This is a genomic window from Citricoccus sp. CH26A (assembly GCF_000224415.1).
Lineage (GTDB): Bacteria > Actinomycetota > Actinomycetes > Actinomycetales > Micrococcaceae > Citricoccus.
The window spans coordinates 1-26,264 of the sequence record NZ_AFXQ01000011.1 but is presented as its reverse complement, the minus strand read 5'-3'; the positions used below and the strand labels follow the sequence as shown (position 1 = coordinate 26,264).

The following is a 26,264-nucleotide window of genomic DNA, read 5'->3' as shown; positions in this document are numbered from 1 at the left end:
GTCGGGCTGCCTTCCTGCGGACGGTGTTCAGGGGTGTTCACGGGTGGTCGGACGGGATCAGCGGCTCAGCAGCAGGGCCTCGCCCTGGCCGCCGCCACCGCAGAGGGCGACGCCGGCCCGGCCGTTCCCGCGGCGGGAGAGTTCCAGTGCCGCGGTGAGCGCCAGCCGGGCACCGGAGGCGCCGATGGGGTGCCCGAGGGCGATGGCCCCGCCGTGGATGTTGGTCTTCTCCAGCGGGTAGCCGAGCTTGTCCAGCGAGTGCACGATGATCGAGCCGAAGGCCTCGTTGATCTCGAGGAAGTCGAGGTCCTCCGTTGTCCACCCGGCCTTGGCCAGCGCCGCGGAGACGGCGTTGGCGGGCTTGTCGTGCAGGGAGGAGTCCTCGGGCCCGGCCACCTGACCGGGGGCGCCGATCGTCGCCAGGATCTGCAGGCCCTTCTCCTCGGCGTAGGCGCGGGAGGTGACCACCACCGCGGCGGCGCCGTCGGAGATCGGCGAGGAGTTGCCGGCCGTGATGGTCCCGTCCTTGGCGAACGCCGGCTTCAGGGCGCCCAGGGACTCCACGGTGGTCTCCGCACGGACCCCCTCGTCCTGCGAGACGACGAGCGGATCACCCTTGCGCTGTGGGATCTCGATCGGGGCGATCTCCGCGTCGAAGACCCCTTCGGCCTGGGCGCGGGCGGCCCGCTGGTGCGAGGCCGCGGCGGCCTCGTCCTGCGGGACCCGGCCGATCGTCCGCTCGGCGTTGCCCGCCTCGGTGAGCTCGCCCATCGCCTCATGGCTCAGGGCGTCGGTGAGGCCGTCGTGCGCCACGGAGTCCTGGACCGTCGTCGGGCCGTACTTGTACCCCTTGCGGCCGCCCATCAGCAGGTGCGGTGCGTTGGTCATGGACTCCTGGCCACCGGCCACCACGACGTCCGCCTCACCCAGCCGGATGAGCCGGGAGGCGTCGATCACGGCCGTGAGCCCGGACAGGCAGACCTTGTTGATGGTGGTGGCGGGGACCTCCCAGCCGATCCCGGCAGCCAGCGAGGACTGCCGGGCCGGGTTCTGGCCCTGGCCGGCCTGGATCACCTGTCCCATGATGACGCTGTCCACGTCCGCCGCCGCGACCCCCGAACGCTCCAGGGCGTGACGGATGGCGTGGGCGCCGAGGTCCACGGCGGACAGCGAGGACTGCTGCGACAGCAGCCGGGTGAAGGGGGTGCGGGCCCCTCCGACGATCACGGCGTCCTGGGGTGAGGGGGTCGACGGGGTGGTGGTCATGGGATGCTCCTCTCCGGGCGGAGCCCGGCACTGGATGTGAATATGGTCTCAGGTAGTGACGCGCGTCACCAGCGGGCCGCGGGGTGGACCGGCTCAGAACGCGCCGGTGAAGGACACCACCGTGGTCAGCACCGCGACGGTGATGACCGGGATCACCAGGGTCACCATGCCGATGTCCTTGTACGACTGGCGATGGGACATGCCGCAGACGATGAGGAGGGTGACCACGGCACCGGAGTGCGGCAGGGTGTCCAGGCCACCGGCGGCCATGGCGGTCAGGCGGTGCATGGCCTCGAGGCTGACGCCCTGGTCCACGGCCATGGTCCGCAACTGCTCACCGAAGGCGTTCAGCGCGATCGTCATGCCGCCCGAGGACGACCCGGTGATGGCGGCGGTGATGGAGGTGGACACCACGGAGGTGACCAGGGCGTTGCCGCCCATGTTGAACACCGAGTCCCGCAGGACGGCGAAGGCGGCCACGGAGGCGACGACCGCGCCGTAACCCACCTCCGAGCCCGTGGAGAAGATCGGCAGCATGGCGCCCTTGGCGCCGTCGTAGAAGCCCTTCTTCAGGGCGGCGACGTGGCGGGCGTTGAGCGCGATGATCAGCAGCACCGCGGCGGTCAGGCCCACGGTCACGGCCCAGATCCCGGCGCGTGCCGAGAGGGTGACCCCGCCGAACTTCTCCTCATTGAGGTAGTCCCAGTTCAGGGCCGGGAAGATGAACAGGGTGCAGGCGAAGTTGACGGCGATCACCATCAGCAGCGGCAGGAACGGCACCACGGCGTTCGGCGGAGTGAGCACGGCAGCGGAGGTGGGGGCGGCATCCGGGTTGGACTCGGTGTCCACAGCGGAGTTCTTCCGATCCTCGTCCACGACCGCGGCCCCCGGGCCGACGCCCTTGCCGTGGGCGCCGGAGCCGCCGGCGGTGGCCGTGGCGGCGCCACCGTGCTCGCGGTCGATGGCGTCCAGGGTGTCCGCGAAGTGCTCGCCCTTGGCCATCAGGGTCCGGCGACGGTACTCCAGCCAGAGCAGGCCCAGGCCGCCGATCATCAGGGTGCCGATGAGGCCGATGCCGGGGGCGGCGAAGCCGTCGGTGCCGAAGAACTGGCCCGGGATGAGGTTCTGCACCTGCGGGGAACCGGGCAGGGCGGTCATGGTGAAGGTGAAGATGCCCAGGGCGATGGTGCCCGGGATCAACCGCTTGGGGATGTCCGCCATCCGGAAGAGCTCACGGGCCAGCGGGAACATCACGAAGGCGACCACGAACAGGCTGATGCCGCCGTAGGTCATCAGCGCCGAGGTGACCACGGTGGCCAGCAGCGCGCTGCGGGCGCCGATCACGCGCGTCACCGAGCGGGCGATGGACTCCGCGTACCCGGTGGCGGTCATCAGCAGACCGAAGATGGCCCCGAGCAGGAACACCGGGAAGTAGTTCATGACGAAGTTCGCCAGGGCCGGCATGAAGATCTCGGTGTAGGAGGCCAGGATGGGCGCCCCGGAGAAGACCAGGGCCACCACCGAGGCGATGGGTGCGGCGATGATGACCGGCATGCCCCGGTAGGCCAGCGTGATCAGCAGGGCCAGGGACAGGATGATGCCAAGAATCCCCAGGAGCATAGGAGAACCTCTCGAACGTGGGGTCACCGGCCCGGTGGGGCGGCGTCCCGCGACTGACGGAAACGGTGCGGTGTGACCTCGATCACGGATGTGATGAGGGCGACATCCACCAGCATGGTCTGCCCGCCATGACGCGCGCTACGTAGAGGACTTCAACAGTTGGCTCCGGCTTTCGTAGCCCGCTACAACCGCTCCTCGCCGGGCCGGGACCGTGTCCCCCGGTGGGCCGCGAGCGCCCAGGACGCCTCGATGAGCGTCTCCAGTTCGTGCACGTTCCCCCCGGTGAGCTCCTGGTACCGCTTGAGCCGGTAGCGCAGGGTGTTGACGTGCACCGGGATCGAGGCGGCGGCCAGCGGGATGCTCATCCCGTGGTCCAGGTAGGCGGCCAGCGACTCCAGGATGAGCTCGCCGAAGGATCCCTCCTGGAGCACGGGTTCCACGTGCCGGTCGTGGAGCAGCTCCGTGGCCTCCGGGCTAGTGAGGATGCCCATGCGCCAGGAGAGACGGTCCGCGTCCACGGCACCCTCCCAGCCCACCCGGCGAGCGGCCTCCAGGACCCGGGTGGCGCCGTCGAAGGACTCTCTCAGGTCCGCCAGGGGTACCGGCGGGCCCAGCGCGATGGTGACCCCGGCCGCGGCAGGCACCGGGCCGGCGTCGCCGGTGAGGATCCCGACGGCGCCCTCGCCGCGGGGAGCGGCCAGGGCGCGCGCCCCGGCCCGTTCGGCCCAGTCCTGCAACCGGGTGACGGGGTCCCCGGTGGTCCCGGGCGCGACCTCGGCTCGGACCGCCCGCACCGGTTCGTCCAGGGGGAGCTCGAAGGTGGCGGCTCCGCCGTGCAGCTGCGTCCGGTCCAGGACGCCCACCACGGCGTCCCGGATCCACTGCGTGCGGCGGGAGGAGTCCGCAACGGCCTGGGCGATGGAGCGGTCCCGGTAGACCACCACCGCCTGGGTGGTGAAGGCGTCCCCGAGCGACCACAGCAGGGTGCTGAAGGTCAGCGCCGCGTCCGCGGCGACGCCGTGACGCGGGGCGAGGTCCAGCAGGTGACGCAGGATCACGGACATGGACAGGCGGAACCCGGCGAGCACGCTGACGATGGACACCCCCTGGCCCATGCGCTCCTCCATGAGGGTGCGCGGTTCGTCGATCTGGTCGGGATCCGGGGCGCGACCGTCCAGGATGGTGCGGATGCTCAGGGCCCGGTTGCGCCGGGCCGAGGCGAGGAGGGACTCGGTGGGCACGTCCTCGTAGCCCGGGACCGAGTCCCGCAGGACCCGGACGGTCTCCTCGAGGATGGCGTCATCGCCGCCCAGGGATTCGACGAGCGCCCGCACGGCGGTCTGGTCCACGCCCGGATCAGCCTCGGCTCTGCGCCTCGGTCGATCCCTCGGCCAGTGCGGCGAGCCGGTCCACCGAGGCCATCAGGGACGAGCGGGTGGTGGCCAGCGCGCGCGGGAACCGGGTCTCGTCGCTCAGTTGCGTCCAGTCGTAGGTGTGGCGCACCAGGGTGGTGCCCTCGTCGGTGGGTTCGAGGTCCCAGCGCCAGCGGTGGCCCCGGGGCTGTTCGCCGGCCGGGGCGGGCAGCCAGGCGATGTGCCGGCCCTCCTCGAACTCCACGACGTGGTTCTCGCGGGACTGTCCGTTGGTCAGGTCCGTGACGAACACGTCCCCGACCGCGCGGACCCGCTGGTCGGGCCCGGAGTGGGCGAGGTTGTCATTGCCGTCCCACTCGGGCTGTCGGGCCGGGTCGGCGATCAGTTCGAAGAGGACATCGACCGGTGCGCGCACGGTGCGCTCGGCGGTGACGATGCGTTCGGAGACGGGGGGCAGTGAGGCGTCCATGGCCCCAGTCTGGCACCGATCCGCCGTGGCGCGGGTCCGCGTCCGGATGGTGTCACACGCGGGCGGCGCCGGCGCTCAGTCCTCCTCGTGGCGCGCGTTGGCGCGCCAGCGGATGCCGGCGTCGATGAACCCGTCGATGTGACCGTCGAAGACGGAGGCCGGGTTGCCCTCCTCGTGGTTGGTCCGCAGGTCCTTGACCATCTGGTACGGGTTGAGGACGTAGGAGCGCATCTGGTCGCCCCAGGAGGCCTTGACGTCCCCGGCCATCTCCTTCTTCTTCGCGTCCTCCTCGGCCTTGCGCACCAGCAGCAGGCGGGACTGCATCACGCGCAGGGCGGCGGCGCGGTTCTGGATCTGGGACTTCTCGTTCTGCATGGACACCACGATCCCGGTGGGCAGGTGCGTCATGCGCACGGCGGAGTCCGTGGTGTTCACGGACTGGCCACCGGGTCCCGAGGAGCGGTAGACGTCGATCTTCAGTTCGGACTCGGGGATCTCGATCGAGTCGTCGGACTCGATGAGCGGGATGACCTCGACGGCGGCGAAGGAGGTCTGACGGCGGCCCTGGTTGTCAAAGGGGCTGATGCGCACGAGCCTGTGGGTGCCGGCCTCGACGGACAGGGTGCCGAAGGCATAGGGGGCGTTGACCTCGAAGGTGGCGGACTTCAACCCGGCCTCCTCCGCGTACGAGGTGTCCATGACCTTGGTGGACCAACCGCGCTGCTCGGCCCAGCGCAGGTACATGCGCATCAGGATCTCGGCGAAGTCGGCGGCGTCCACGCCGCCGGCACCGGCGCGGATGGTGACCACCGCGTCGCGCTCGTCGTATTCCCCGGAGAGCAGGGTGACGATCTCCAGGTCGTCCATGGCCTTGCGGATGGACTCCAGCTCGCGGGCGGTGTCCGCCCGGGCGGCGTCGTCGTCCTCCTCGGCGGCGAGCTCGACCATGATCTCCATGTCCTCGATCCGCGAGGCGAGGCGTTTGATGCGCTCGAGCTCGGACTGGCGGTGCGAGAGCTTGGAGGTGACCTTCTGCGCGGCCTCGGGATCATCCCAGAGGTCCGGGGCGGACGCCTGCTTCTCCAGTTCGGCGATGTCCGCCTCGATCTGGGCGACGTCCGACACCTGCTCGATTTGCGACAGGGTGGAGCGCAGCTCCTTGATTTCAGCGGTGTAGTCAGTCTCAGCCATGGTGTGGTCCAGCCTACCGCGATGTGGGGCGGGCTCAGGGATACCGCATCCGCCTGCCCACGTGATCGAGTACCGAGGACTCGGCGGAGGTCAGGATTCCCATCTCCTCCCCGCCATCACAGGTCACCAGGGACAGGGTCAGGGACCCGTTGCCGACGGCGACCACCCGCCACCCGCCGCCGGAGTCCTCCCAGCGCAGGAGCCTGGCCAGATCCAGCGTGGGGTCGTCCTCGGTGTCCATGGCCGCACTCTAACGGGCGTGGCGGGACGGCGTGGTCCCGCGGGGCGACCGAGAGACCGGCCGACAGGTCACGATTGGGTAGCATCCCCCTCGCTGACATGGAGAGACAACAGAATGGAAGCCGTGAAGCTCCTCTCGGCACTCGCCGCCCTGACCCTGGTCCTGACGCCCACCGGTTCTGCAGTCGCCGCGCCGCCGTCGAGCACGGAGGCCCCGCTCATCGCCGAGTCGGTGACCTCCGAACCGGTGCCGATTGCGGTCGACGGCGTCGACGTGGACGGGCTGGAGAAGCTGCCCGAGGCGCCCGCGGCACCCGAGACCCGGTCGGGCCGGATGAACGCGTGTGCCGTCCGTGATTTCCGGGACATCCCCCCGAGTCACTCGTACTACCGGTACGTGAACTGGATGGCCTGCCAGGAGCTGACCGCCGGCTACGCCAATGGGACCTTCGGGTTGAGCAGGCAGCTGTCCCGCGGGGAGACGGCGATGTTCCTCTACCGACTCTCCGGCGAGCGCCACGACCCCGGCACCACGGTCGACTTCCTCGATGTTCCCGTCGGGGGCGCATACTTCACGGCGGTGTCCTGGATGAAGGAGAAGGGGTACAGCGCTGGGCACGCGGACGGCACCTTCAATCGGAACAGGGACATCTCCCGCGGCGAGCTGGCGTCCTTCCTCTACCGGATGTCCGGCAAGACCTACCGCACGACGGCGTACTCACCGTATTCGGACATGTCACCGCACTCCGGGTTCTTCACGGCGGCGGCCTGGTTGCAGTCCACCGGGATGATCTCCGGCTACACGGACCGATCCTTCCGTCCGACCCGCCCGGTGACCCGGGGTGAGGCCGCCAAGTTCCTCTACTCCTTCGACCTGGTCAGGGAGGGCACCCTGCCGACGTCCGCCGCCGACCGGTGGACGACGGTGCTCACACCCCTGCACGCCACCGCCAACCCGCGCACCCGCCCGGTGCGGAACCTGGCGCCCCAGAGCGGGATCGTGCGGCTGGGCGAGAAGGGCTCGATGACCCGGGTCCGGGCCGGGAGCGCCATCGGCTGGGTCAACTCGGACTTCCTCGCCCGGGGCAAGCCCGGGACCACCCAGGTCCCGTACCCGGAGCCCACCACGTACAACCACCGCGCCGCGAACAACATGGCGCTCTGGTGCTGGGACATCCCGATGGCCAAGACCGTGGACGGCTCCAACGCCTGGGCGCAGTTCGAGGTCAGCGGGTACCCGCAGTGGCCGTCCACCTACGACGTGGCGGAGCTGATCGGTCTCGGTCACGACCTGGACCCCGACTCCGTTCCCGCCCGGGCGGTCCAGCTGCACGAGTGCGCGCACATCCTGCAGTACCGCGCCTATCGCTATGACAATGCCGCCCTGAACTCCCGGATGGGCCAGATCTACCCGAACGGCCGGGAGAGCGGCGTGGAGCACATGGCCGATTGCATGGCCGATGCCATGGGAGCCCGGCGCGCGTTCACGTCCGGCGGGACCACCTGGACCGTGGGCTACGGGGGCACGTGCACCTCGGCCCAGATGACCTCGGCCCGGAAGCTCATCGCCGGCGTGCGGCCGTGATCCAACGCTGAGCCCCTGCCGTCGCGGCCTCAACGGGTCAGTGAGGTGCGGGAGGAACTCGTGGCGGCCACGCTGACACCGCTGGGAACGACCCAGTTCACGACCGGTGGGTGCGCGGTGGCGGTGAGCACGACCTCCACCGTGCGGCCGCCGTCGGTGACGGACACGCTCCGGACGGTCAGGCCGTCGAACCGCCCGTGGGCCCCCGCGGCGGACAGGTACTGGGTGACCGCGGCGCTCGCCTGCTCGCGGGTGAGCACCGGTGCGTTGTCCTGGTCCGCGTCGATCCGGTAGCTGTCGGCGGCCGCCATCGTGGCACCGTCGGCCGCGGAGAGCAGCCGGCGGGCCTCGATGTTCACGGCCGTGACCGCCAGGATCACCGTGGCCAGGAGCAGGCAGACCGCGGTCAACCCCACGACGAGTACGGTGGTCTGTCCGTCCTCTGCCGCCACGCCAGAACTGCGTTGGTCCCGGCCCGCGCGGGGCCTCCTGTCGATTACGCCCATCCGTCTCATCCGAACCTCGGAACCGGTTGCTGGGAGCTGCTGGTGACGGTGGCGACGGCCGTGTCCCATCTCAGGCCCTGGGGCAGCAGCGGAACCGGGACCCGGACGGCGACCTCCACGGCCACCGAGGACCCCGGTTCCAGGCATGGGGTCGAGGTGCACGAGATGCTGGACCGGTGCGTGGCCGGGGTCAGACCGTAGTCCGCGAGGGTCAGGGCGACGACGCGGTCGGCGCGCTGGGCGGCCTCCGCCTCGTCGGGGGCCGCCACCATGGCCTTGGCCGCCTGGTCCGCGGCGGCCACCGAGGCATAGGCCGCCGACTGGATCTGGCTGGTCAGCATCAGGAAGTAGACGACCGGGATCAGCAACAGTGCGGCCAGCAGGACGAACTCCACGGTGGCCGAGCCGTGCTCCCCTGACGGATCGACCCGGTCGACCGTCAGCGGGCGCTCAGTAACGGAAGGCATGACCGTCCGCCTCCAGACGGACCGGGCCGGTGAGGAACCCCACCATCGGCATCTGCGTGCGGACGGTGACCCGCACCATGGTGCTGCCCGCTCCGTCGACCAGCCCGGCGGAGACCTCCGCCTCGGCCCCGCCCGGGATCGAACCGGTGAGCAACTCCCGGGTCCGCGCGGCGCCGTCGGTGGGTGTCCGATCCCCCAGTGCGCCATAGCGCGCACCGGCACTGGCGGCGTCGATGAGCGTGTTGCGCACGTGGATGATCAGTCCGAACTGCAGGATGGCGGCGAAGAGGACGGCCAGCAGGGCCATCACCATCACGGACTCGGCGACCGCCGAGCCGCGCTCTGACTCGCCCACCGTCAGTTGGTGGAGACCTGGCTGATGGCCTGGTTGAAGAGGTCGGTCAGCGCCGGTCCCGCGATGGCCAGCAGCCCCGCGACGAGCAGCGCCGACATCAGGGTGATCATCACCCACCCGGGTACGTCACCCCGTTCGTCGGTGCGGGCCCCGGCGATGAAGGCCCTCAGTGCCGCGAGCGCGCGGTGCGTGAGGCCGGTGGTGTCCTGGTGGTGCTGCATGGTGTCCCCCTTCATGGGTTCGGTGGTGGGGTGGTGCTCGAGGTCGGTCGGATGGGCGTTCTCAGAAGCCGAGGTTCATGATCGAGATCCCCGGGAAGATCGCGAAGACCACGGTCAGCGGCAGGATGCCGAAGACGAGCGGCGTCATCATGCCGATCTCCTTGCGCCCGGCCGATTCCAGTAGTTCGCGCTTGGAGAGTTCCCGGACGTCCTTGGCCTGGGCCCGGAGGACGTCCGCCAGCGGCGTGCCCCGTTCCAGCGCCACGAGGATCCCCTCGATGAAGCGATCCACGGGTGCCAGCTGGACGCGGCGGGCACACGCCTTCAGCGCGGTGTGGATGGAGGCCCCCGCGCGCATGTCGGCCAGGACCGTGCCGAATTCCTCGGCCAGTGCTCCGCGTGCCGAGGTGGCCACCCGCTCCAGGGCGCCGGGGGCGCTGTCGCCCGCGCTGACGGACATGGCGAAGAGCTCGGCGATGGACGGGAACTCACTGAGGATGCGGGCGCGACGACGCCTGAGCTGGCTGGTCAGCAGGTTGTCGCGCAGGAAGAACCCGACCACGGCCAGGGCCCCCACGATCACGACACCCACGACGGGATGGAGACCGCCATGGACGGCCAGTGCCACGCAGGTGGCCATCCCGACTGCCGCTCCCGCGGCCGCGGTGATGAGCTGCTGGGCCCGATAGTCCTGGACCGAGAGCTCGGAGCCGGAGGCCTCGATCTTGCGCTCCAGTGCCTGCTGGCCCAGGTTGAACCTCCCCAGCTGGCGGACACCCTCGGCCAGCACGGGGTGCAGGATCCGTCCCAATGCTCCCCACGGAGACACCTTCTGGTGTTCGCGCAAGAGGGACGAGGCGGGTGCCTGGTTGCGCAGTTGTGGCGACACCCGACGGACCAGGGAGGGTTGCCACCCCCAGGGCACGGCCACCACCACGAGGGCCAGGCCGGCGCCCAGGATCAGTCCGAGGATCCCTGCCGTCATCAGCGTGGACATCTAGAGCACCCTCTTCTCGTCCGGCAGGGCGCCGATCCGCAGCATCAGCTGATAGCACACCACCGAGACCACGAGACCACCGGCCAGGACCAGGGCCCCGCTCAGTGACTGGTAGGCACGGACGGCCTCCGGTTGGGTGCCCAGCAGCAACAGGACCACCCAGGGCGCCGCGACGGCCAGTCGGGCGGCGTTGACGGTCCAGGACTGGCGGGACTCCAACTCGCTGCGGGTCCGGGCATCCTCGCGCAGGAACTCCGCGAGGGTGGACAGCAGGTTGCCGATGTCAGCGCCACCGACGTCGCGGGTCAGTCGCAGTGCGGCGACGAGCCGGTCGGCCACCGGGTCGGCCATCCTGAACTTGAGGTTGTCCAGCGCGTCGGTGAACCTCTGGCCGGAGCGGTAGTCCCGGGAGAACTCCCGGAAGGCCGGCTGCAGTTCCTCCGGTCCCTTCTCCCCCAGCTGGATGAGGGCCTCGGGCAGTGTCAGACCGGCCCGGATCGCCGAGCGGAGGTGGTCCACGGCGTCCGGCCAGACGTCCCGCAACAGGGTCTGTCGCTTGCGGGCCTGCCAGCGCAGGGCAACCCATGGCACCAGGGCGCCGAAGAGGGCAAAGCACAGGGCGATGCTCACCGTCCTGGTGACGAGGAAGACCATCAGCAGGGAGACGAGCGCGCTGCCGACCGTGGCCGCCACGACGCCGGCCGGGCCCACCTGCTCCACGCCGGCCCGGGCGAGCAACTGACGCAGCCTGCTGTCGTGGGGCGCGGAGACCTCTCGCCGGGCCTCCCTCGGCCAGAGGGACCACCACACCAGGAAGAGGCCAGCTCCCAATGTCAGGCCCAGCATCAGTGCCATCAGCCGACCCCGACCACGGTGCGAGCGTCGTATCCGTGGGCCTCGAGCTTGCCGTTCTCCAGCATGGCCGAGGGATTGAGCACGAGCTGGCCGTCGACCCGGTGGAAGACCGTGGAGGACTCGATGATGCCCTCCTCCACCCGCGAACCGACGGCGAGGATCTCCTCCACGTACCGCCGCCCGTGCCGGTCCCGGGCACAGTGCACCACGAGGTCGAAGCAGGAGGCCACCGTGGGAACCACGAAGTTCCGCGAGATGTTCTCTCCGGCCATCAGGGGTAGCGTGCAGATCTTGGTCAGGGCATCAGAGGCACTGTTCGCGTGGATCGTGCACATCCCCGGAAGTCCACTGTTCAGGGCCACGAGCATGTCCAGGCTCTCCGCCTCGCGTACCTCACCGACGATCAACCGGTCCGGGCGCATGCGCAGGGCCTCCTTGACCAGGCGGCGCAACGGGATCTCCCCGTTGCCCTCGAGGTTCGGCTGGCGGCACTGCATCTGCACCACGTCGCGCAGGGGCAGCTTGAGCTCGAAGATCTCCTCCACGGTGACGACTCGTTCACGGCTGCCGATGGAGGCGGACAGGCAGTTCAGCAGGGTGGTCTTGCCGGCCTGGGTCGCGCCGGAGACGAGGATGTTGAGTCCGGCATCGACGCTGGCGTCCAGATAGCGAGCTGCCTCGGCGCTCAGGGACCCGGAGCGCACCAGGTCCTCGAGGTGGTGTGCGCGGACCACGAACTTGCGGATGTTGACCGACCAGTGCCGTCGGGTGATGTCCGGGATGACCACGTGCAGGCGTGACCCGTCCGGCAGTGCAGCGTCCACGAACGGTGATGACAGGTCCAGGCGACGGCCGGAGGACTTCAGCATCCGTTCCACGAGGTCACGGACGTTCTCCTCGGTCAGGATGATGCTCGTCAGCTCGGAGACCCCGCCACGGGCGCAGAACACCTCGTTGGGAGCATTGATCCAGATCTCCTCGACGGAGTCGTCGTCCAGCAGCGGTTGCAGGGGGCCGTACCCGGCCACGGCATCGAAGACCGTCCGGGCCGCCTCGTCCCGGTCTGCCAGCAGCGGCAGGGAACCGATGAGCGAGCGCGCGTCGTAGTCGGCCGTGGCGTCCAGCACCAGGCGGCGTACCTCGTCCGGTTCGTTCAGTGGATCCATGCCGCGTCGGCGGATCAGTTCGCGGACCTCATCGGTCAGTATTCGGACGGCGTCCATGGTTCCCCCTCCATGCATGCCCTGCTCGGGCCTCATCCCTCCCACCGAGAGTACCGACCCCGTCGGGGAACGCGCATGTCACCTTTACATTGACTGTGGAGAACCCGACCGGCGGCACGGCCGGTCCGCGTCCACCGGGCGTGTCGTCCACAACCTGACGGCGAGCGCGTGCGCCGTGTCCTTCCCGGGGATGAGAGTGGGCCCGGGACAGTGGCATCGCCTGTGACAGGACTGGTGCCCACTACGGCGATCGGGACCGGAGGAGGTGGCATCCATGCGAGTGCGCATCCTGGGCCTGGCGGACGGCGTGCCGTGCTGGTGGTCGGCACGGAACATGGAGGGGGCCGATGGCCCGAGATGGGACGCACTGCTACGGCATCGACTGCCCGGGTACCGCTTCTCGGTGTGCGGCAGACCGCTGGAAGAGGCGGGAACCGACGTCCTGGGTCCGGGCCCCACCCTGTGCGTGGTCGCCCGCCCGTCAGCACGTCCGGCCACCGGGCGCGAGAGTGGCCCGGAGGTCGTCCTGGTGGTCGAGGACGGGCCCGACACCGGGCTGCTGGCTCCCCTGCCCCGGTCCGGGGTGTCGGTGGGCCGCAACCACTCAGACCTGAGGGTCGCCGATCCCTTCCTGTCCGCACCCCACTTCCGGGCCGTCGTCGAACCGGATGGCGTCCGGATCGTCCACCTCGCCGGATCCCGCGCCAACCCGGCCACCGACGACAACGGCCCACCCCGGACGGGTTCCTCCCCGTGGAGGGAGGGCAGTTCGGGGTTCCGCCTCGTTCGGGGACGGCCCGAACCGTTGCCCGCCAGGGCACCGTTACCGTCCCTCACCCTTGCTCCCGGCCAGGAACCGACGCGCCCGAACGTCGTCATGCAGGCCGTCATGGCCCTGGGGCCGTTGGTCATCGGTCTCGTGCTGGCCGTGGTGACCGGTCACTGGTACTTCCTGTTGTTCAGTCTCATCTCGGTGGGGGTTGCCGGCGTGATGTGGGCCCAGCACCGTTCGGCCCGGTCCGCACACGGCCGCCGGATCACCGCGGAGGCCGCTCGCCTCGGGGAACGGCTGGAGACGTTGGCTCCCGCCCCCGGCGCGATGGCCCTTGCGGCCCGGTCGGCCGCCACGGATCGTTTCGGCACCCTCGAACCGGCCGCTGCGCCGCCACTCATCCGCTGGGGTACCGGCACCGCCACGCTGCCCCTGGCGACGGACCGGGAGGGTGCCGACTGGTCGGCGTGGTCACGGGCCACCGTGCCGGTCATCACCGAACTGCATCCCGGGGGGACCACCCGGGTCATCGGCCAGCGTTCGACGGTGGAGGCGATCTCCCACTGGCTGGTGGTCCAGCTGTGCCGGGACGCGGTTGCCACCTCCCGCGGCGTCCTCGTCCGGAGATCGGCAGGCGACGCCTGGTTCGGGGGCGGCATCACGGCGGTCGAGGGCACGGCCGTCCTGCACGCCGGAGCTGGGGATGGAGCCTTACCGGTGGGCTGGCACCGCGTCGTGCTCGGTGGAGCGGAGGATGGTGGGGACGACCGGACCGGGGGTGATCGGATACTTCCCGATCAGGCCCGTGCCACCGTCGGCGGCCTGGACTACGAGGACCTCCGGTGGCACGGCATGTCCGCCTCGACCGCGGGCTGGCTCGTGGACGAGCTCGGTGGCTCCCCGGGCCCCCGCGTGCCCCCGTCACCGCCCCGCATGGAACTCCCGCTGCCGGATCGCCCCCACACGTCGGTGTCGTCCCTGCGGTCACCGCTCACCGGTGGCACCGATCCGGTCCGCCTCGACCTGGTCCGCGAGGGTCCGCACGCCATGATCGCGGGGACCACGGGATCGGGCAAATCCGAGCTGCTGCTCACCGTCCTCACCGGGCTGGCCGCGGCGTACCCCCCGGGTGAGGTGTCTTTCGTGCTGATGGACTTCAAGGGCGGATCATCGTTCGCACCGCTGTCCGGACTCCCGCACACGATGTCCGTCGAGACCAACCTGGTCGAGGCAGAGTCCCTGCGGACCTTCGACGCCCTCACGGCCGAATTGCGTCACCGGGAAGAGCTCTTCCTGGCGGCCGGGAGCGTCGACTTCGCCGCGTACCGCCGTTCACACCCGAGAGAGGTGCTGCCCCGGTTGGTCGTGGCCATCGACGAGCTTCGTGTCCTCGTCGAGGACCATCCCCAGTCGGCAGCGGTCCTGGCGCGACTGGCGGCCACCGGCCGCTCCCTCGGTTTCCACCTCGTGCTCGCCACCCAGCGGGCCCAGGGCGCGGTGGGCCCCGACGTGCGCTCCAACCTGGGCACGATCGTCTGCTTGAGGACGGCCACCGAACAGGAATCCTGGGATCTGCTCGGATCCCCCCAGGCGCATTCCATCGACGCCGACTCCCCCGGGCAGGCCTTCATCCGGCACGGCGGTGCACCTCCCAGGGCCTTCCAGACCGGCCGGTTCACCGCACCGCCAGGTCCACCGGACCTGGTCCCCTGGGAGGGCGGCGACGGTACCCCAGGAGGTGACCCGGACGGGGGCAGGCCAGCCGACTGGCCCGGCATCGTCGACCGGATCCGCTGCGGTGTCGAGCGAGGGAGACTCGCCATACCCGAACCGGTCGTCATGCCGGCCTTGCCCGATCGCTGGTGCCCGACGACCGCCGAGCGCCTCGCACACCCCGGCGCCGTCGTCGTGGGACTGGCCGATGTCCCGGGTGCACGACGACAGGGGCCCGTGGCCTGGAGGCCGGGCGGGGACGGCCCGGTGGCCTGGATCGGGACGGACACCGGCGGGATCCGGGAGGCGGCACGATCCACCCTCCATCAGCTGGCCGACCTTCCGGCGACACCCTCCGGGCCGGCCACGCCTCCACGCACCCTGGTCCTGGACGGCGATGGCGGCACCCTCCCCGAGGGGGGCCCGTTCAGGACCGGACCCGGTGAGCACGACTCCCCCGGCCAGTGGACGATCCTCTCCCCTGCGCTGGCCACTGCCGAGCGGCTCGGTGCGTTGCTGGCAGAAGTCCGGGAGGACCTGGGTGCGCGACGGCCGGTGCGCCTGGTCGTCACCGCCTGGGGCCGGTGGGCAGGACTGCGCGTCGGGACGGGATACGAGACCACGGAGGAACACCTGTCGCTGCTCCTGCGCGATCACTCGCCGTCGCTGCTCGCCGTGGCCCTTTTCGGTGGCCGCGAGCTGGCCGGCGGGCGCGTGCTCGGACAGGTGCCGACCCGCTTCTACCTCCCCGCCGGCTCCACCCCGGAGCAGCGGATGGTCTGGCCTACTCTCCACCGGGTCCGAGAGGTCCCGGGACGCGCTGTCATGGTCACGTCCGAGCACCCCGCGCCCGGCGTCGCAGTCCAGCTCGCACTGGACGTCACCGGGCCGGGGTCAGCACCACCGGCACCGACGAGAACCCGCCGTTCGGCGTGATGGACCGCTCGGGCCGGAGGACGGGGTCGAGGGTGATGTCCGCGAAGGCCGCCACGATCTCCTCCACCGCCACGCACAGTTCGAGGGTGGCCAGGGGCCGGCCGGGACACACGTGCGGACCCGTGCCGTACACCAGGTTGTTCCCGGCGTTGCCGTCCGGGTCGAAGCGGTCGGGGTCGCCGAAGACCTCCTCGTCACGGTTCGCCGACGTCCAGTTCAGGACCACCCGTTGGCCCGCGGGCACCTGGATCCCGCCCCGGGAGACCGGGCAGGTGGTCACGCGCCGGTTGGCGACGAACGGGTCGTCGATCCTCAGGATCTCGTCCACGATCGCGGTGAGCTCGCCCCGGGTGACGCCCGACCGGACCCGGTCCTGGAGCGCCCGGTGGGTGGCCAGGTAGTGCAGGACCACACCGAGGCTCAGGGCGATGGAACCCAGGTCCCCGCCGGTCCAGTTCCGCAGGACGGAGACCAGCTCCTCGTCCCGGAGCGGCCGGCCCAGTGCCCGGTCACTCATCAGCTCCGCCGTGACGTCCTGGCGCATGCCGTCCGCGTCACCGCCGCTGCCGCGCCGCGGGGCCAGCACGGACCGGATGATCTCGTCATACCGCCGGGCTACGTCCGCGGTGGCGTCCAACCGCCCGGACCGGGTGGCCGCCTGGTTGTCCGCCACCCACTCCACCAGGGTCGGTTCCAAGCCCGCCGGCCACCCGAGCCATCGCATCATCGCCCGCACGGCAAACCGGGAGCCGAACTCGCCGACCGCGTCACACCCCACGGCCCCCGCGCCCGCCCCCGCCACCTCAGCGCACACCTGCCGGGCGGCCTCGCGCACCCCGGGCTCCAGGGCAGCCATGCGCTCGGCGGTGAAGTACGGCCCGATCAGCCGGCGGAACGCGGCGTGTTCCTTCCCGTCCAGGCCATTGGGCAGTTGCAGGAACCGGGAGACGGCCGAGGAGAACACCTCGGGGTCCCGGGCGGCCGCGACCACGTCGGCATGACGCAGCAGCACCATCGCCCCGGACGAGGACAGCGCGATCCGCGCATCGGGCCGGATGGCATCCGAGACAGCGCGCGGGTCGTGGCTCGGGACGGGGAAATCCGGCAGGTCGACGGCAGGGGCCGCCGTGTGGGCAAGCCCATCGGCGGCGTGGTCCTCAGCGCTCACGGTGCCGACCGTACCACCGGGGACCGCGAGTCGGGACGGCCCCTGGACGCCCGGCCCGTCCAGCCCTCGCCGTCCGCGAGGCGTTCGGTGGCCTGCCGCCGAGCCGGCCCGCCGAAGCCCTCAGGCCCGGGCCCTGCGGCGCCGTCGCAGCATCGTCCGTGCCAGGACCGCCAGTCCCACCATGAGCAGCGCCACGGCCGCGGCGAACACGTAGCCCGCCTCGGCCGAGATGCCGTCGATGAACGCCCCGGCCGTGGGGGCGCCCAGCGCGGCCCCGGCGGTCATGGCCGAACCGTAGTAGCCCATGGCCTCGCCGCGGCGGTCCTCGGAGACCACGTGCGCCATCAGGGCGGAGGCGGCCGCAAGCGTCGGAGCCGTGAACAGTCCCCCGATGAGGGAGATGACCGCCAGGGCCCAGACGCCGTCCACCAGGGCCATCGGCAAGGTCCCCAGGGCGAACAGGGTCAGGAGCGACAGCGGCGAGAGTCGACGGCCCAGTGCGCCGTAGAGGATGCCGCCCACCGCGGAGGCACCGCACCAGAACGCGATGACGACGCCGGCCTGGGCGGCCTGCCCGGAACGCTCCAGCTCGGCGACGATCGCCACCTCGGTGCCGGACATCAGCATGCCCGAGCCCATCGAGACCGCCAGGACCGCGAGCGCGGTGCCGCTGAGCCAGCCGAACGAGGCCTTCAGGCGGGCGAACGGGCGGGGGCGGACGCCGGTGTCCGCCCCCGCGGCGGGCCGGTGGTCCTCCGCCCGGATGACGGGGATGGCGCCCGTGGACACCTCGGTGGCGGTCAGGTCCAGGTGGGCCGGGGCACCGTGGACGGCGCCGTCCACCGCCCGGCGCAGGTCCTCCTCGGCCGTGTACTCCCCGCTGCTGCCGGGGCGGGCGAGCTGCGAGGAGCGAGTGGGCGGGTTGAACCACATCAGGTAGAGCCCGGCGAGCGTCGCGGACCACCCGACGATGGCCAGCCCCCAGGCGCTGGACCAGGCCGTGGCGACGACGGCACCGACGGCGGGGCCGATCATGAAGATCGTCTCGGTGATGATCGAGTCCAGGGCGAAGGCGGTCTCGCGCCGCGCGCCGTGCGTCAGCACGCCGATGGACTGGCGCACCAGGGAGAACACGGGCACGGCGAACAGGCCGCCGAGGAAGGCCCCCACGAGCAGCCAGGCGAAGGGCAGGAAGGGCACCGCGGTCCAGATGACCCCCAGGGAGACCACGGACGGCACCAGGGCCCGGCGCAGGCCGAGCCGGTCCACCAGCCGGCCGCGCCACGGGGAGCCCACGGCCATGCCGAGGGTCATGGCCGCCACGGCGAGCCCGGCCGCCCCGTACCCCTCCCCCAGGGTCACGGCCACGTGCAGGGTGAGGATGATGCCCAGGGCGGCGTTGGGGAACCGGGCGACGAACCCGACGCCGAGGACGCGGCGGATGCGCTGGTCCCGCAGCAGGTGTCCGTAGGCGGCGAAGTTCACCTCAGCATGCTATCCGGGTGGGGTGGCGAACGCGCAGGTCAGTCGAAGCACCCGGCGGTCCGTCCCGGACGGGCCGGTGGCCCCGGACCGCCCCGGCCGGTCGTGCACCCGGAGCGCACCCGGTCCGTTGCGGGGCCCGGCCGCCGTCGGGAATAGTCCTGCCCGGGGGACGGTTGTACAGGTGATTCAAATTTGCACTATTCTGGCGACAGGCCACCAGAGCACCGGCACACCACTCGAGGAGCAACCATGCAGTTCGGCGTCTTCACCATCGGTGACATCACCACCGACCCGACCAACGGCACCACGCCCACCGAACACCAGCGCATCAAGGACACCGTCAGGATCGCCCAGCACGCCGAGCAGGCCGGATTCGAGGTCTTCGCCACGGGCCAGCACCACAACCCGCCCTTCGTGGCCCCCGGCAACCCGCCGACCCTGCTGGCGTTCCTGGCCGCCCAGACCCAGAAGCTGATCCTGTCCACGGCGACCACCCTGATCACCACGATGGACCCGGTGCGCCTGGCCGAGGACTACTCCTACCTCCAGCACCTGGCCGAGGGCCGCGTGGACCTGACCATGGGCCGCGGCAACACCGGACCGGTCTACCCCTGGTTCGGCAAGGACATCCGCCAGGGCATCCCGCTGGCCGTGGAGAACTACCACCTGCTGCACCGGCTGTGGCACGAGGAGAACGTGGACTGGCAGGGCCGCTTCCGCACCCCACTGCAGGACTTCACCCTGACCCCCGGCCCCTCGACGGCGTCGCGCCCTTCGTCTGGCACGGTTCCATCCGCTCGGCCGAGATCGCCGAACAGGCCGCCTACTACGGTGACGGCTTCTTCCACAACAACATCTTCTGGAACAAGGAGCACGTGATCCAGATGGTGCAGCTCTACCGCCAGCGCTACGAGTACTACGGCCACGGCAAGGCACACAGGCCTACGTGGCCCTGGGCGGCCAGGCGTTCATGCGCAAGAACTCCCAGGACGCCGTCAACGAGTTCCGCCCCTACTTCGACAACGCCCCGGTCTACGGCCACGGTCCGTCCCTGGAGCAGTTCACCCGGATGACCCCGCTGACCGTGGGCTCCCCACAGCAGGTCATCGAGCGCACCCTGTCCTTCCGGGACTGGGTGGGCGACTACCAGCGCCAGATGTTCCTCATCGACCACGCCGGACTGCCCACGGACGTGGTGCTGGAGCAGATCGACCTGTTCGGCGAGGAGGTCCTGCCCGTGCTGCGCAAGGAGTTCGCCGCCCTGAAGCCCGCCGACGTCCCGGAGGCCCCCACCCACGAGTTCCTGGTGGCCCGCCACGAGCGCGGCGAGGACCCGGTGCCCGGCGGCGCGGAGGGCTCGCAGGCCTGGAAGGACGCCCAGGAGCGCGCCGAGAAGACCCAGGCTTCCGAGAAGGCCGGGGCCTGAGCCGTGGAGGAGCTACCGGACCTCGGCGGCCCGGGGGCGTTCGGCGCCCCCGAGTACACCGATCCGTTCACCCCGCAGGCCCGGCACCTGGTGGTGGTCTCCGGCGGGCTAGGCGACCCGTCGTCGTCCCGCCAGCTGGCCGACCGGCTGGCCGCCGCCGCCTCGGACCGCCTCTCCGCCGAGGGGATCGTCCCCGAGGTGCACGTGGTGGAGCTGCGCCTGCTGGCCACGGACATCGCCGAGGCGATGGTCAACCCGTCCCGGTCCGAGGCGCTGCAGGCGGCCCTTGACGAGGTGTCCCAGGCCGACGGCATCATCGCCGTCTCCCCCACCTTCAAGGCCAGTTACTCGGGGCTGTTCAAGTCCTTCTGGGACCTCGTGGAGGACGACGCCGTCCGGGACGTCCCGGTGCTGCTCGGCGCGTCCGGCGGTACGCCGCGGCATTCGCTGATGATCGACACGGCGATGCGCCCGCTGTTCAGCTACCTGCGCACCAAGGTGCTCTCCTCGGGGATCTTCGCCGCCTCGGACGACTGGGGCGAGGTCGAGGGCGGCCAGGCCTCCACCCGCACCACGCCGTTGCAGACCCGCATCGCCGCGGCCGGGGCGGACCTGGCCTCGGTGCTCGGCCGGCTCCCCGCCCGCCCGCGCCGGGCCTCCGGTGCGCCCGCACCCCTGGAGGTGATCCCCTTTGACCAGCTCCTCCGCGGAGAGTGACACCGGCTCCTGGTCCCGCAGCGCGGTCCCGGGACGGCGGCCGGCGGACACCCCCCGTCAGGCCTGGCGCGCCTACTTCGAGGCGACCGCCCTGCTGCAGGACCGGCTCGAGCGGAGCCTGAAGGCGGGTGTGGACCTGCACCTGGCCGACTACAACCTGTTGCTGCTGCTCACCGAGGCCCCGGGCGGGCACCTGCGCATGGGCGAGCTGGCCAGCCTGATGGTGTTCTCGCCCTCGCGGGTGACCTATCAGGTCAAGACCCTGGAGAAGCGCGGGCTCGTGGAGCGCCGCGCCTGCGTGGAGGACGGCCGTGGCTCGGAGGCCGTGATCACCGACGCCGGCCGGAGCCTGTTCCGCAAGGCAGCGACCCTGCACGCGCGCCAGGTGAAGGACCTGTTCATGGACCGGCTCGACGAGCAGGAGACCGAGACCCTGCTGCGGGTCTTCTCCCGGCTGGGCTGCGCCCTGGAGGACGGCGAACGGGCACCGGAGGATCCCGGGACTACCGGCTGACCGTGATCTCCACGGAGTCGGCCCGTTCGGCCAGGGCCGGCACCTCACCGAGGACCTGCTGCAGGGTGGCGGCCATCAGCCGCAGCGCGGCCTCGTCGCCGGAGGCCGCCAGCGCGGGGTCCGGGTAGGCCACCAGTCGCAGTTCCGGCCCGGAGCCCCCGCCGGGCAGCACGGCACCGGAGGCGGTCCGGGAGGCCACGCCGGCCCCGGGCGTCAGCGCGATCCTCGCCAGTCCGGGTACGAGGTCCACCACGGACGCCAGTTCCTCGGCCAGTTCGGTGTCCTGGTAGGACGGGATCCAGGCCTGCTGCCGGGCCAGTGCCCAGACGGCCGGGCGGCGCACCACGAACGTGCGCTCGGCTGCCGGGTCCACGACCACCAGTTCGGCACCCTCGTCCACGGCGGACAGGCAGGCCCGCGGCATCCAGGTCGCCACCGGCCGCGCGTCGGGGTGCCAGGCGGTCAGCGCCGGGACATTGGTGAACACCGGCAGGGCGGCCCGGCCGTCGGGAGCCCTGAGCGTCACCAGCGCGACGTCCGCCTCCTTGTCTCCGTGCGGCCCGTCCCCGCCGTGGTCGTCGTGCTCGGCCACGGTCGGCAGCACGGCGGCGAAGACCCGCATGCGGGACAGGGCGTCCACGACCTCGGCCTCACCGGCCTCCCCGGCCGCCAATCGGTCCAGGACCGGGCCCCAGGCCGGGTCCGCGGTGCCGTCGTCGGTGTCGAAGGCATGCAACGGGTTGGCCGAGCCGTCGATACCGGCCCCGCCCAGGTCCCGGCCCTCCCAGGCCACGCCCGCGGAGTCCGCCGGGCGGCCGGACTCGTCCCGGTGCTGGCGCTCCAGGTTGCGCCGGATGGCCGCCTCGATGTGCCCGGGCAGGTGGCGCTCCCCGTCCTGACCGGTCACTGGATGGGGGCCTGCTTCACGGCGTCCTCCACGCTCACGCCGCGGGACACGAGCAGGGCCTGCTCGAGGGTGAACCGGCCTGCGTACAGGGCCTTGCCCATGATGGCGCCCTCCACGCCCCGGCCGACCATGGCGTACAGCGCGGCGACGTCCTCCAGCGAGGAGATGCCGCCGGAGGCCACCACGGGCTTGTGGGTCTTGGTGCACACCTCGGCCAGCAGCTCGGTGTTCGGGCCCTTCAGCGTGCCGTCCTTGGTGACGTCCGTGACCACGTAGCGGGCGCAGCCGGCCTGCTCGAGGCGGTCGAGCACCTCCCAGAGGTCACCGCCGTCCTTCGTCCAGCCGCGGGCGGCCAGGGTGGTGCCACGCACGTCCAGCCCGACGGCGACCTGGTCGCCGAAGCGCTCGATGACCCGCGCGGTCCACTCCGGGTCCTCCAGGGCCGCGGTGCCGAGGTTCACGCGCGTGGCACCCATCGCCAGGGCGTTCTCCAGCGAGGCGTCGTCCCGGATGCCGCCCGAGAGCTCGACCTTCACGCCGAGCTCGTCCACCACGCGAGACATCACGTCCCGGTTGTCCCCGCGGCCGAAGGCGGCATCCAGGTCCACCAGGTGGATCCACTCGGCGCCGGCCTTCTGCCAGGCCAGGGCGGCCTCGAGCGGGTCGCCGTAGGAGGTGGCGGAGCCGGCCTCGCCCTGGACGAGGCGCACGGCCTGGCCGTCCTGGACGTCGACGGCGGGCAGCAGTTCCAGCGCCGGTGCGCTCTGCGGGGTCTGGCTCATGAGGGGGTTCCTCTCGGTTCGATCGGACGAGTGTGGTCTAGGACGAGGCGGTGACGAAGCCGGCGACGATCGCCAGCACGGCGCACACGAGGAAGCCGACCTGCAGCCACACGGGCGCCTTCTGCTGGCGCAGCGACCAGGCGCCGCCGATCAGCAGCCCGCCCAGGGCGATGAGCAGCGTGGACCAGAAGGGCATCAGAGGGTTCCGAGCCAGTTGGCCAACAGCTGCATCCCGGCGTCACCGGACTTCTCGGGGTGGAACTGGGTGGCGGCGAGCGGGCCGTTCTCCACGGCGGCGATGAAGTCCCCACCGTGGTTCGCCCAGGTCACCCTGGGCGGGGCGATCTTCTCGTGGGCCTGGTCGAACTCCCACTTCAGGACGCCGTAGGAGTGCACGAAGTAGAAGCGCTCGTCCTCGATCCCCCGGAACAGTGCGGAGCCCTCTGCCGGGCGCACCGTGTTCCAGCCCATGTGGGGGACGATCGGCGCCGGCAGGGCCTCGACCACGCCGGGCCACTCCCCCATCCCCTCGGTGCGCACGCCGTGCTCCACGCCGGCGTCGAAGAGGATCTGGTGACCCACGCAGATGCCGAGCACGGGCCGGCCACCGGCCACGCGCCGGCCGATCCACCGGGTCGCGCCGAGGTCCTTGAGGGCGGTCATGACGGACTGGAAGGCGCCCACCCCGGGGACCACGAGCCCGTCGGCGTTCATCACGTCATCCGCATCCGCGGTCAGTCGTGCATCCGCCCCGGCACGCTGGAGGGCGCGCACGGCGGAATGGGTGTTGCCGGACCCGTAGTCCAGGACGGCGACGGTGGGACGGGCGGCGCCGGTGACACCGGCCATCAGAGCGCACCCTTGGTGGAGGGCACCCCGGTGACCCGGGGGTCGTCCTCGACCGCGGCCCGCAGGGCGCGGGCGAAGGCCTTGAACTGGGCCTCGACGATGTGGTGCGGGTCCCGGCCGCGAACCAGGTCCATGTGCAGGCAGATCGAGGCGTGGTAGGTGATCGACTCGAACACGTGCCGGGTCATGGACCCGGTGAAGTGTCCGCCGATCAGGTGGTACTGCTGGCCCTCGGGCTCGCCCTCGTGCACCAGGTACGGGCGGCCGGAGACGTCGACGACGGCGCGCGCCAGGGCCTCGTCCAGCGGCACCGAGGCCTCGCCGAAGCGGCGGATGCCCCTCTTGTCCCCCAGCGCCGTCCTGAGCACCTCGCCGAGGGTGATGGCCACGTCCTCGACGGTGTGGTGGACGTCGATGTGGGTGTCCCCGGTCGCGCGGACCGTCAGGTCGATCTGCGAGTGCTTGGACAGCGCCGTGAGCATGTGGTCGTAGAACGGCACGGAGGTGGAGATCTCGGAGGTGCCGGTTCCATCCAGGTCCATCTCGACGTAGACGTCGGACTCGCTGGTGGTGCGCTGCATCCGCGCCTTCCGGCCGGAGATCAGCTCTGCGCCCATGCTCTGTCAGCTCCTTGCTGTTGGGGGGATCCGGTGGTCCAGTCTACCGGGCCGGTCACTGGCCGGACGTCGTGGCGGGTGCCTCGGCCAGGACCTCCCGCAGGGCGGTGAGGAACGCCGTGGTCTCCGCCTCGGTCCCGGCGGTGACGCGCAGGTGGTGCGGGATCCCGACGTCGCGCACCAGGACCCCGCGCTCGAGCAGGCCCTGCCACACCGCGTGGGAGTCGGCCAGTCCACCGAAGAACACGAAGTTGGAGTCCGAGACGGCCGGTGCCAGACCGAGATCGCGCAGCCCGTCCACGATCCGGTCGCGCTGGGCCTTGATGTCCTCGACGTTCTCGAGCAGGACGTCGTAGTGCTGCAGGGCGGCATTGGCCGTGGCCTGGGAGACCGCGGAGAGGTGGTACGGCAGGCGCACCAGGCGCAGGGCGTCGGTGACCTCCGGGGCGGCGGCGAGGTAGCCCAGGCGGGCACCGGCCAGCGCGAAGGCCTTTGACATGGTCCGGGAGACCACCAGGCGCGGACGGCCCGGCAACAGGGTGAGCGCGGAACGCGTGCCGGCGAGCGCGAACTCGGCATAGGCCTCGTCCACGACCACCATTCCCCCGTAGGCCTCGGCGGCGTCATAGACGGCCTGCACGACGTCCAGCCCCAGTGCGGTGCCGGTCGGGTTGTTCGGGGAGCACAACAGGACCACGTCCGGCCGGTGCTCGGTGACCTGGGCCGCCGCGGAGGCGGCCGTCAGGGAGAAGTCCTCCCCCCGGACACCGGCCACGTACCGGGTGTCCGTGCCGGCGGCCAGCAGCGGGTACATCGAGTAGGTGGGCGGGAAGCTCATCACGGTGCGCCCGGGCCCACCGAAGGCCTGCAGCAGTTGCTGCAGGATCTCGTTGGAGCCGTTCGCGGCCCACAGGTTCGCCGCGGACAGTCCGTGCCCCAGGTACTCGGCCAGGCGCTTGCGCAGCTCGGTGAACTCACGGTCCGGGTAGCGGTTGAGCGTCACGGCGGCAGCGGCCACGGACTCCGCGATGGCGGCGACCACCTCGTCCGGGACCGGATGGGTGTTCTCATTCGTGTTCAGCGCCACCGCCACGTCCAGCTGGGGCGCGCCGTAGGGGCTCAGGCCCCGCAGGTTCTCACGCAACGGCAGGGCGGCCAGGGCCTCCGGACTCGAGATCGCATCCTCATCACTCACCCGAGACAGCCTAGGCGCTCAAACTGCTCGCCGAGCCCTGGTGACGTCCGTGCATGGCACGCCACGGTCCCCTCTGACGCGTCTCGAACCGGGCGTCGGGCCGGCCGAGGCCGTGGCGGTTCCGGTGGTGCCCGCGTCAACCCCGGGGGACGAAGAGGACCTGCCCCGGCTGCAGCTCGGAACCGGTCAGGTCATTGAGCTCGCCGATCCGCAGGATGGTCTGATTGCGCGGGGCGTCCGGGGCCACCTGGCCGGCCACGGACCACAGGGTGTCACCGTAGTCCACGGTGACGGACTCGATCGGGGCGACCACGGGGCGCTCCGGCGATGCTGCGGCCGGGGCCACGGCATGGGCGCCCAGGAACACGGCGACCGCGGCAGCCAGCGCGGCCAGGACGAGGACCGGGAGTCCGACGAAGAGGAAACGGCCGCGACGGTTCAGGTGGAATCCGGCCGAGCCGGCGGTGCGGGTCATGACCGATGCTGCAGTGCTCATGCTCTTCAACCTCTCCGCCCGGCGTGACCGGGCTGTTCGAACGTGTGTTCTATCCGTTCGTCCTCTTGTCTAGCACGCCTGTTCGAAACACGCCAAACATTATTCGAACATATCTTTGAATCCGCACGGCCCCTCCGGTAGCCTCGGAGGCACGTGACGGCCCGTCAACTCCCCGCGGGACAACCACGAGACATCACAACCGGCACCACGGACACGCTAAGAACGGATCTTCGAATGGCCTCCCGGACTCCCCGACCAGAACCGGACTCCCAGCCCGCCCCTGCCCCCCGGACGCTGACCGCGCGCCAGCGGATCATCC

28 protein-coding genes are annotated in these 26,264 nt (G+C 71.2%); 6 read left to right on the top strand and 22 right to left on the bottom strand.

Annotated features, from left to right (window positions below; genetic code table 11):
• Nucleotides 1-57 precede the first annotated feature (57 nt).
• From CITRI_RS0108340 to CITRI_RS0108315, 6 genes are all read right to left on the bottom strand, one after another.
• Nucleotides 58-1,266, bottom strand: a complete 1,209-nt coding sequence (locus tag CITRI_RS0108340) for an acetyl-CoA C-acetyltransferase (protein ID WP_010144272.1) — start codon at nt 1,264-1,266, stop codon at nt 58-60.
• A gap of 93 nt (nt 1,267-1,359) precedes the next feature.
• Entirely contained in the window at nt 1,360-2,886 is a 1,527-nt protein-coding gene (locus CITRI_RS0108335) for a GntP family permease (protein WP_010144271.1), read from the bottom strand.
• A gap of 182 nt (nt 2,887-3,068) precedes the next feature.
• On the bottom strand, nt 3,069-4,235 hold the full coding sequence (locus CITRI_RS16965) for a CdaR family transcriptional regulator (RefSeq protein WP_010144270.1): 1,167 nt from the start codon (nt 4,233-4,235) through the stop codon (nt 3,069-3,071).
• A gap of 7 nt (nt 4,236-4,242) precedes the next feature.
• Nucleotides 4,243-4,728, bottom strand: coding sequence for an SRPBCC family protein (locus CITRI_RS0108325; protein ID WP_010144269.1), 486 nt, complete (start codon nt 4,726-4,728; stop codon nt 4,243-4,245).
• Between the two features lie 75 nt (nt 4,729-4,803).
• Nucleotides 4,804-5,919, bottom strand: coding sequence for a peptide chain release factor 2 (gene prfB / locus CITRI_RS0108320; protein WP_010144268.1), 1,116 nt, complete (start codon nt 5,917-5,919; stop codon nt 4,804-4,806).
• Between the two features lie 34 nt (nt 5,920-5,953).
• Nucleotides 5,954-6,160: a hypothetical protein gene (locus CITRI_RS0108315; RefSeq protein WP_010144267.1), complete on the bottom strand. Its 207-nt coding sequence runs from the start codon at nt 6,158-6,160 to the stop codon at nt 5,954-5,956.
• Between the two features lie 123 nt (nt 6,161-6,283).
• On the opposite strand from CITRI_RS0108315, the gene CITRI_RS0108310 reads away from it, so the two are divergent.
• Complete coding sequence (locus CITRI_RS0108310) at nt 6,284-7,744, top strand: S-layer homology domain-containing protein (protein WP_157998918.1); 1,461 nt, start codon at nt 6,284-6,286, stop codon at nt 7,742-7,744.
• Nucleotides 7,745-7,773: 29 nt separating this feature from the next.
• Here CITRI_RS0108310 and CITRI_RS0108305 read toward each other — a convergent pair whose 3' ends face one another.
• The 7 genes from CITRI_RS0108305 to CITRI_RS0108275 all read right to left on the bottom strand — a co-directional run bounded on the left by CITRI_RS0108305 (nt 7,774) and on the right by CITRI_RS0108275 (nt 12,368).
• Nucleotides 7,774-8,196, bottom strand: a complete 423-nt coding sequence (locus tag CITRI_RS0108305) for a hypothetical protein (RefSeq protein WP_010144263.1) — start codon at nt 8,194-8,196, stop codon at nt 7,774-7,776.
• A gap of 59 nt (nt 8,197-8,255) precedes the next feature.
• Nucleotides 8,256-8,717 (bottom strand): hypothetical protein, encoded by a 462-nt coding sequence (locus CITRI_RS0108300; protein ID WP_010144262.1) that lies wholly within the window; start codon nt 8,715-8,717, stop codon nt 8,256-8,258.
• Nucleotides 8,701-9,072 carry a TadE family protein gene (locus CITRI_RS0108295; protein ID WP_010144261.1) on the bottom strand — a complete coding sequence of 124 codons (372 nt, stop codon included), beginning with the start codon at nt 9,070-9,072 and terminating at the stop codon, nt 8,701-8,703. The genes CITRI_RS0108300 and CITRI_RS0108295 overlap by 17 nt, the downstream gene beginning before the upstream one ends.
• 2 nt (nt 9,073-9,074) lie before the next feature.
• Complete coding sequence (locus CITRI_RS0108290; protein WP_029139151.1) at nt 9,075-9,293, bottom strand: hypothetical protein; 219 nt, start codon at nt 9,291-9,293, stop codon at nt 9,075-9,077.
• Nucleotides 9,294-9,354: 61 nt separating this feature from the next.
• Nucleotides 9,355-10,290, bottom strand: coding sequence for a type II secretion system F family protein (locus CITRI_RS0108285; protein WP_010144259.1), 936 nt, complete (start codon nt 10,288-10,290; stop codon nt 9,355-9,357).
• Complete coding sequence (locus CITRI_RS0108280) at nt 10,291-11,145, bottom strand: type II secretion system F family protein (RefSeq protein WP_010144258.1); 855 nt, start codon at nt 11,143-11,145, stop codon at nt 10,291-10,293.
• Nucleotides 11,145-12,368 (bottom strand): CpaF family protein, encoded by a 1,224-nt coding sequence (locus CITRI_RS0108275; RefSeq protein WP_010144257.1) that lies wholly within the window; start codon nt 12,366-12,368, stop codon nt 11,145-11,147. The genes CITRI_RS0108280 and CITRI_RS0108275 overlap by 1 nt, the downstream gene beginning before the upstream one ends.
• Before the next feature lie 274 nt (nt 12,369-12,642).
• Between CITRI_RS0108275 and CITRI_RS0108270 the strand changes: the two genes are divergently transcribed.
• Nucleotides 12,643-15,789, top strand: coding sequence for an FtsK/SpoIIIE domain-containing protein (locus tag CITRI_RS0108270; protein ID WP_141566029.1), 3,147 nt, complete (start codon nt 12,643-12,645; stop codon nt 15,787-15,789).
• Here CITRI_RS0108270 and CITRI_RS0108265 read toward each other — a convergent pair.
• Entirely contained in the window at nt 15,734-16,957 is a 1,224-nt protein-coding gene (locus CITRI_RS0108265) for a cytochrome P450 (RefSeq protein WP_010144255.1), read from the bottom strand. The genes CITRI_RS0108270 and CITRI_RS0108265 overlap by 56 nt on opposite strands.
• Before the next feature lie 120 nt (nt 16,958-17,077).
• On the bottom strand, nt 17,078-18,442 hold the full coding sequence (locus tag CITRI_RS0108260; protein ID WP_010144254.1) for an MFS transporter: 1,365 nt from the start codon (nt 18,440-18,442) through the stop codon (nt 17,078-17,080).
• Nucleotides 18,443-18,691: 249 nt separating this feature from the next.
• On the opposite strand from CITRI_RS0108260, the gene CITRI_RS18925 reads away from it, so the two are divergent.
• The 4 genes from CITRI_RS18925 (at nt 18,692) to CITRI_RS0108245 (ending at nt 21,099) form a co-directional block, all read left to right on the top strand.
• A complete protein-coding gene (locus CITRI_RS18925; protein ID WP_010144253.1) occupies nt 18,692-19,321 on the top strand; it encodes an LLM class flavin-dependent oxidoreductase in 630 nt (209 codons plus the stop codon).
• A 67-nt stretch (nt 19,322-19,388) separates the two neighbouring features.
• Nucleotides 19,389-19,868 carry a hypothetical protein gene (locus CITRI_RS18920; protein WP_010144251.1) on the top strand — a complete coding sequence of 160 codons (480 nt, stop codon included), beginning with the start codon at nt 19,389-19,391 and terminating at the stop codon, nt 19,866-19,868.
• Between the two features lie 3 nt (nt 19,869-19,871).
• Nucleotides 19,872-20,585, top strand: a complete 714-nt coding sequence (locus CITRI_RS0108250; protein WP_010144250.1) for an FMN reductase — start codon at nt 19,872-19,874, stop codon at nt 20,583-20,585.
• Nucleotides 20,560-21,099: a MarR family winged helix-turn-helix transcriptional regulator gene (locus CITRI_RS0108245; protein WP_010144249.1), complete on the top strand. Its 540-nt coding sequence runs from the start codon at nt 20,560-20,562 to the stop codon at nt 21,097-21,099. Before CITRI_RS0108250 ends, CITRI_RS0108245 begins: the two co-directional genes overlap by 26 nt.
• Here CITRI_RS0108245 and CITRI_RS0108240 read toward each other — a convergent pair.
• The 7 genes from CITRI_RS0108240 to CITRI_RS0108210 all read right to left on the bottom strand — a co-directional run bounded on the left by CITRI_RS0108240 (nt 21,089) and on the right by CITRI_RS0108210 (nt 25,945).
• Nucleotides 21,089-22,006 carry an SseB family protein gene (locus CITRI_RS0108240; protein WP_010144248.1) on the bottom strand — a complete coding sequence of 306 codons (918 nt, stop codon included), beginning with the start codon at nt 22,004-22,006 and terminating at the stop codon, nt 21,089-21,091. The genes CITRI_RS0108245 and CITRI_RS0108240 overlap by 11 nt on opposite strands.
• Nucleotides 22,003-22,788: a bifunctional 1-(5-phosphoribosyl)-5-((5-phosphoribosylamino)methylideneamino)imidazole-4-carboxamide isomerase/phosphoribosylanthranilate isomerase PriA gene (gene priA / locus CITRI_RS0108235; protein WP_010144247.1), complete on the bottom strand. Its 786-nt coding sequence runs from the start codon at nt 22,786-22,788 to the stop codon at nt 22,003-22,005. Before priA ends, CITRI_RS0108240 begins: the two co-directional genes overlap by 4 nt.
• Nucleotides 22,789-22,825: 37 nt before the next feature.
• Nucleotides 22,826-22,984, bottom strand: a complete 159-nt coding sequence (locus CITRI_RS19790) for a hypothetical protein (protein ID WP_192807895.1) — start codon at nt 22,982-22,984, stop codon at nt 22,826-22,828.
• Entirely contained in the window at nt 22,984-23,637 is a 654-nt protein-coding gene (hisH, locus tag CITRI_RS0108225) for an imidazole glycerol phosphate synthase subunit HisH (protein ID WP_010144246.1), read from the bottom strand. Before hisH ends, CITRI_RS19790 begins: the two co-directional genes overlap by 1 nt.
• A complete protein-coding gene (gene hisB, locus CITRI_RS0108220) occupies nt 23,637-24,254 on the bottom strand; it encodes an imidazoleglycerol-phosphate dehydratase HisB (RefSeq protein WP_010144245.1) in 618 nt (205 codons plus the stop codon). Before hisB ends, hisH begins: the two co-directional genes overlap by 1 nt.
• Before the next feature lie 55 nt (nt 24,255-24,309).
• Complete coding sequence (locus CITRI_RS0108215) at nt 24,310-25,449, bottom strand: histidinol-phosphate transaminase (RefSeq protein WP_010144244.1); 1,140 nt, start codon at nt 25,447-25,449, stop codon at nt 24,310-24,312.
• 136 nt (nt 25,450-25,585) lie between these two features.
• Nucleotides 25,586-25,945 (bottom strand): LysM peptidoglycan-binding domain-containing protein, encoded by a 360-nt coding sequence (locus tag CITRI_RS0108210; protein ID WP_141566028.1) that lies wholly within the window; start codon nt 25,943-25,945, stop codon nt 25,586-25,588.
• Nucleotides 25,946-26,264 lie beyond the last annotated feature (319 nt).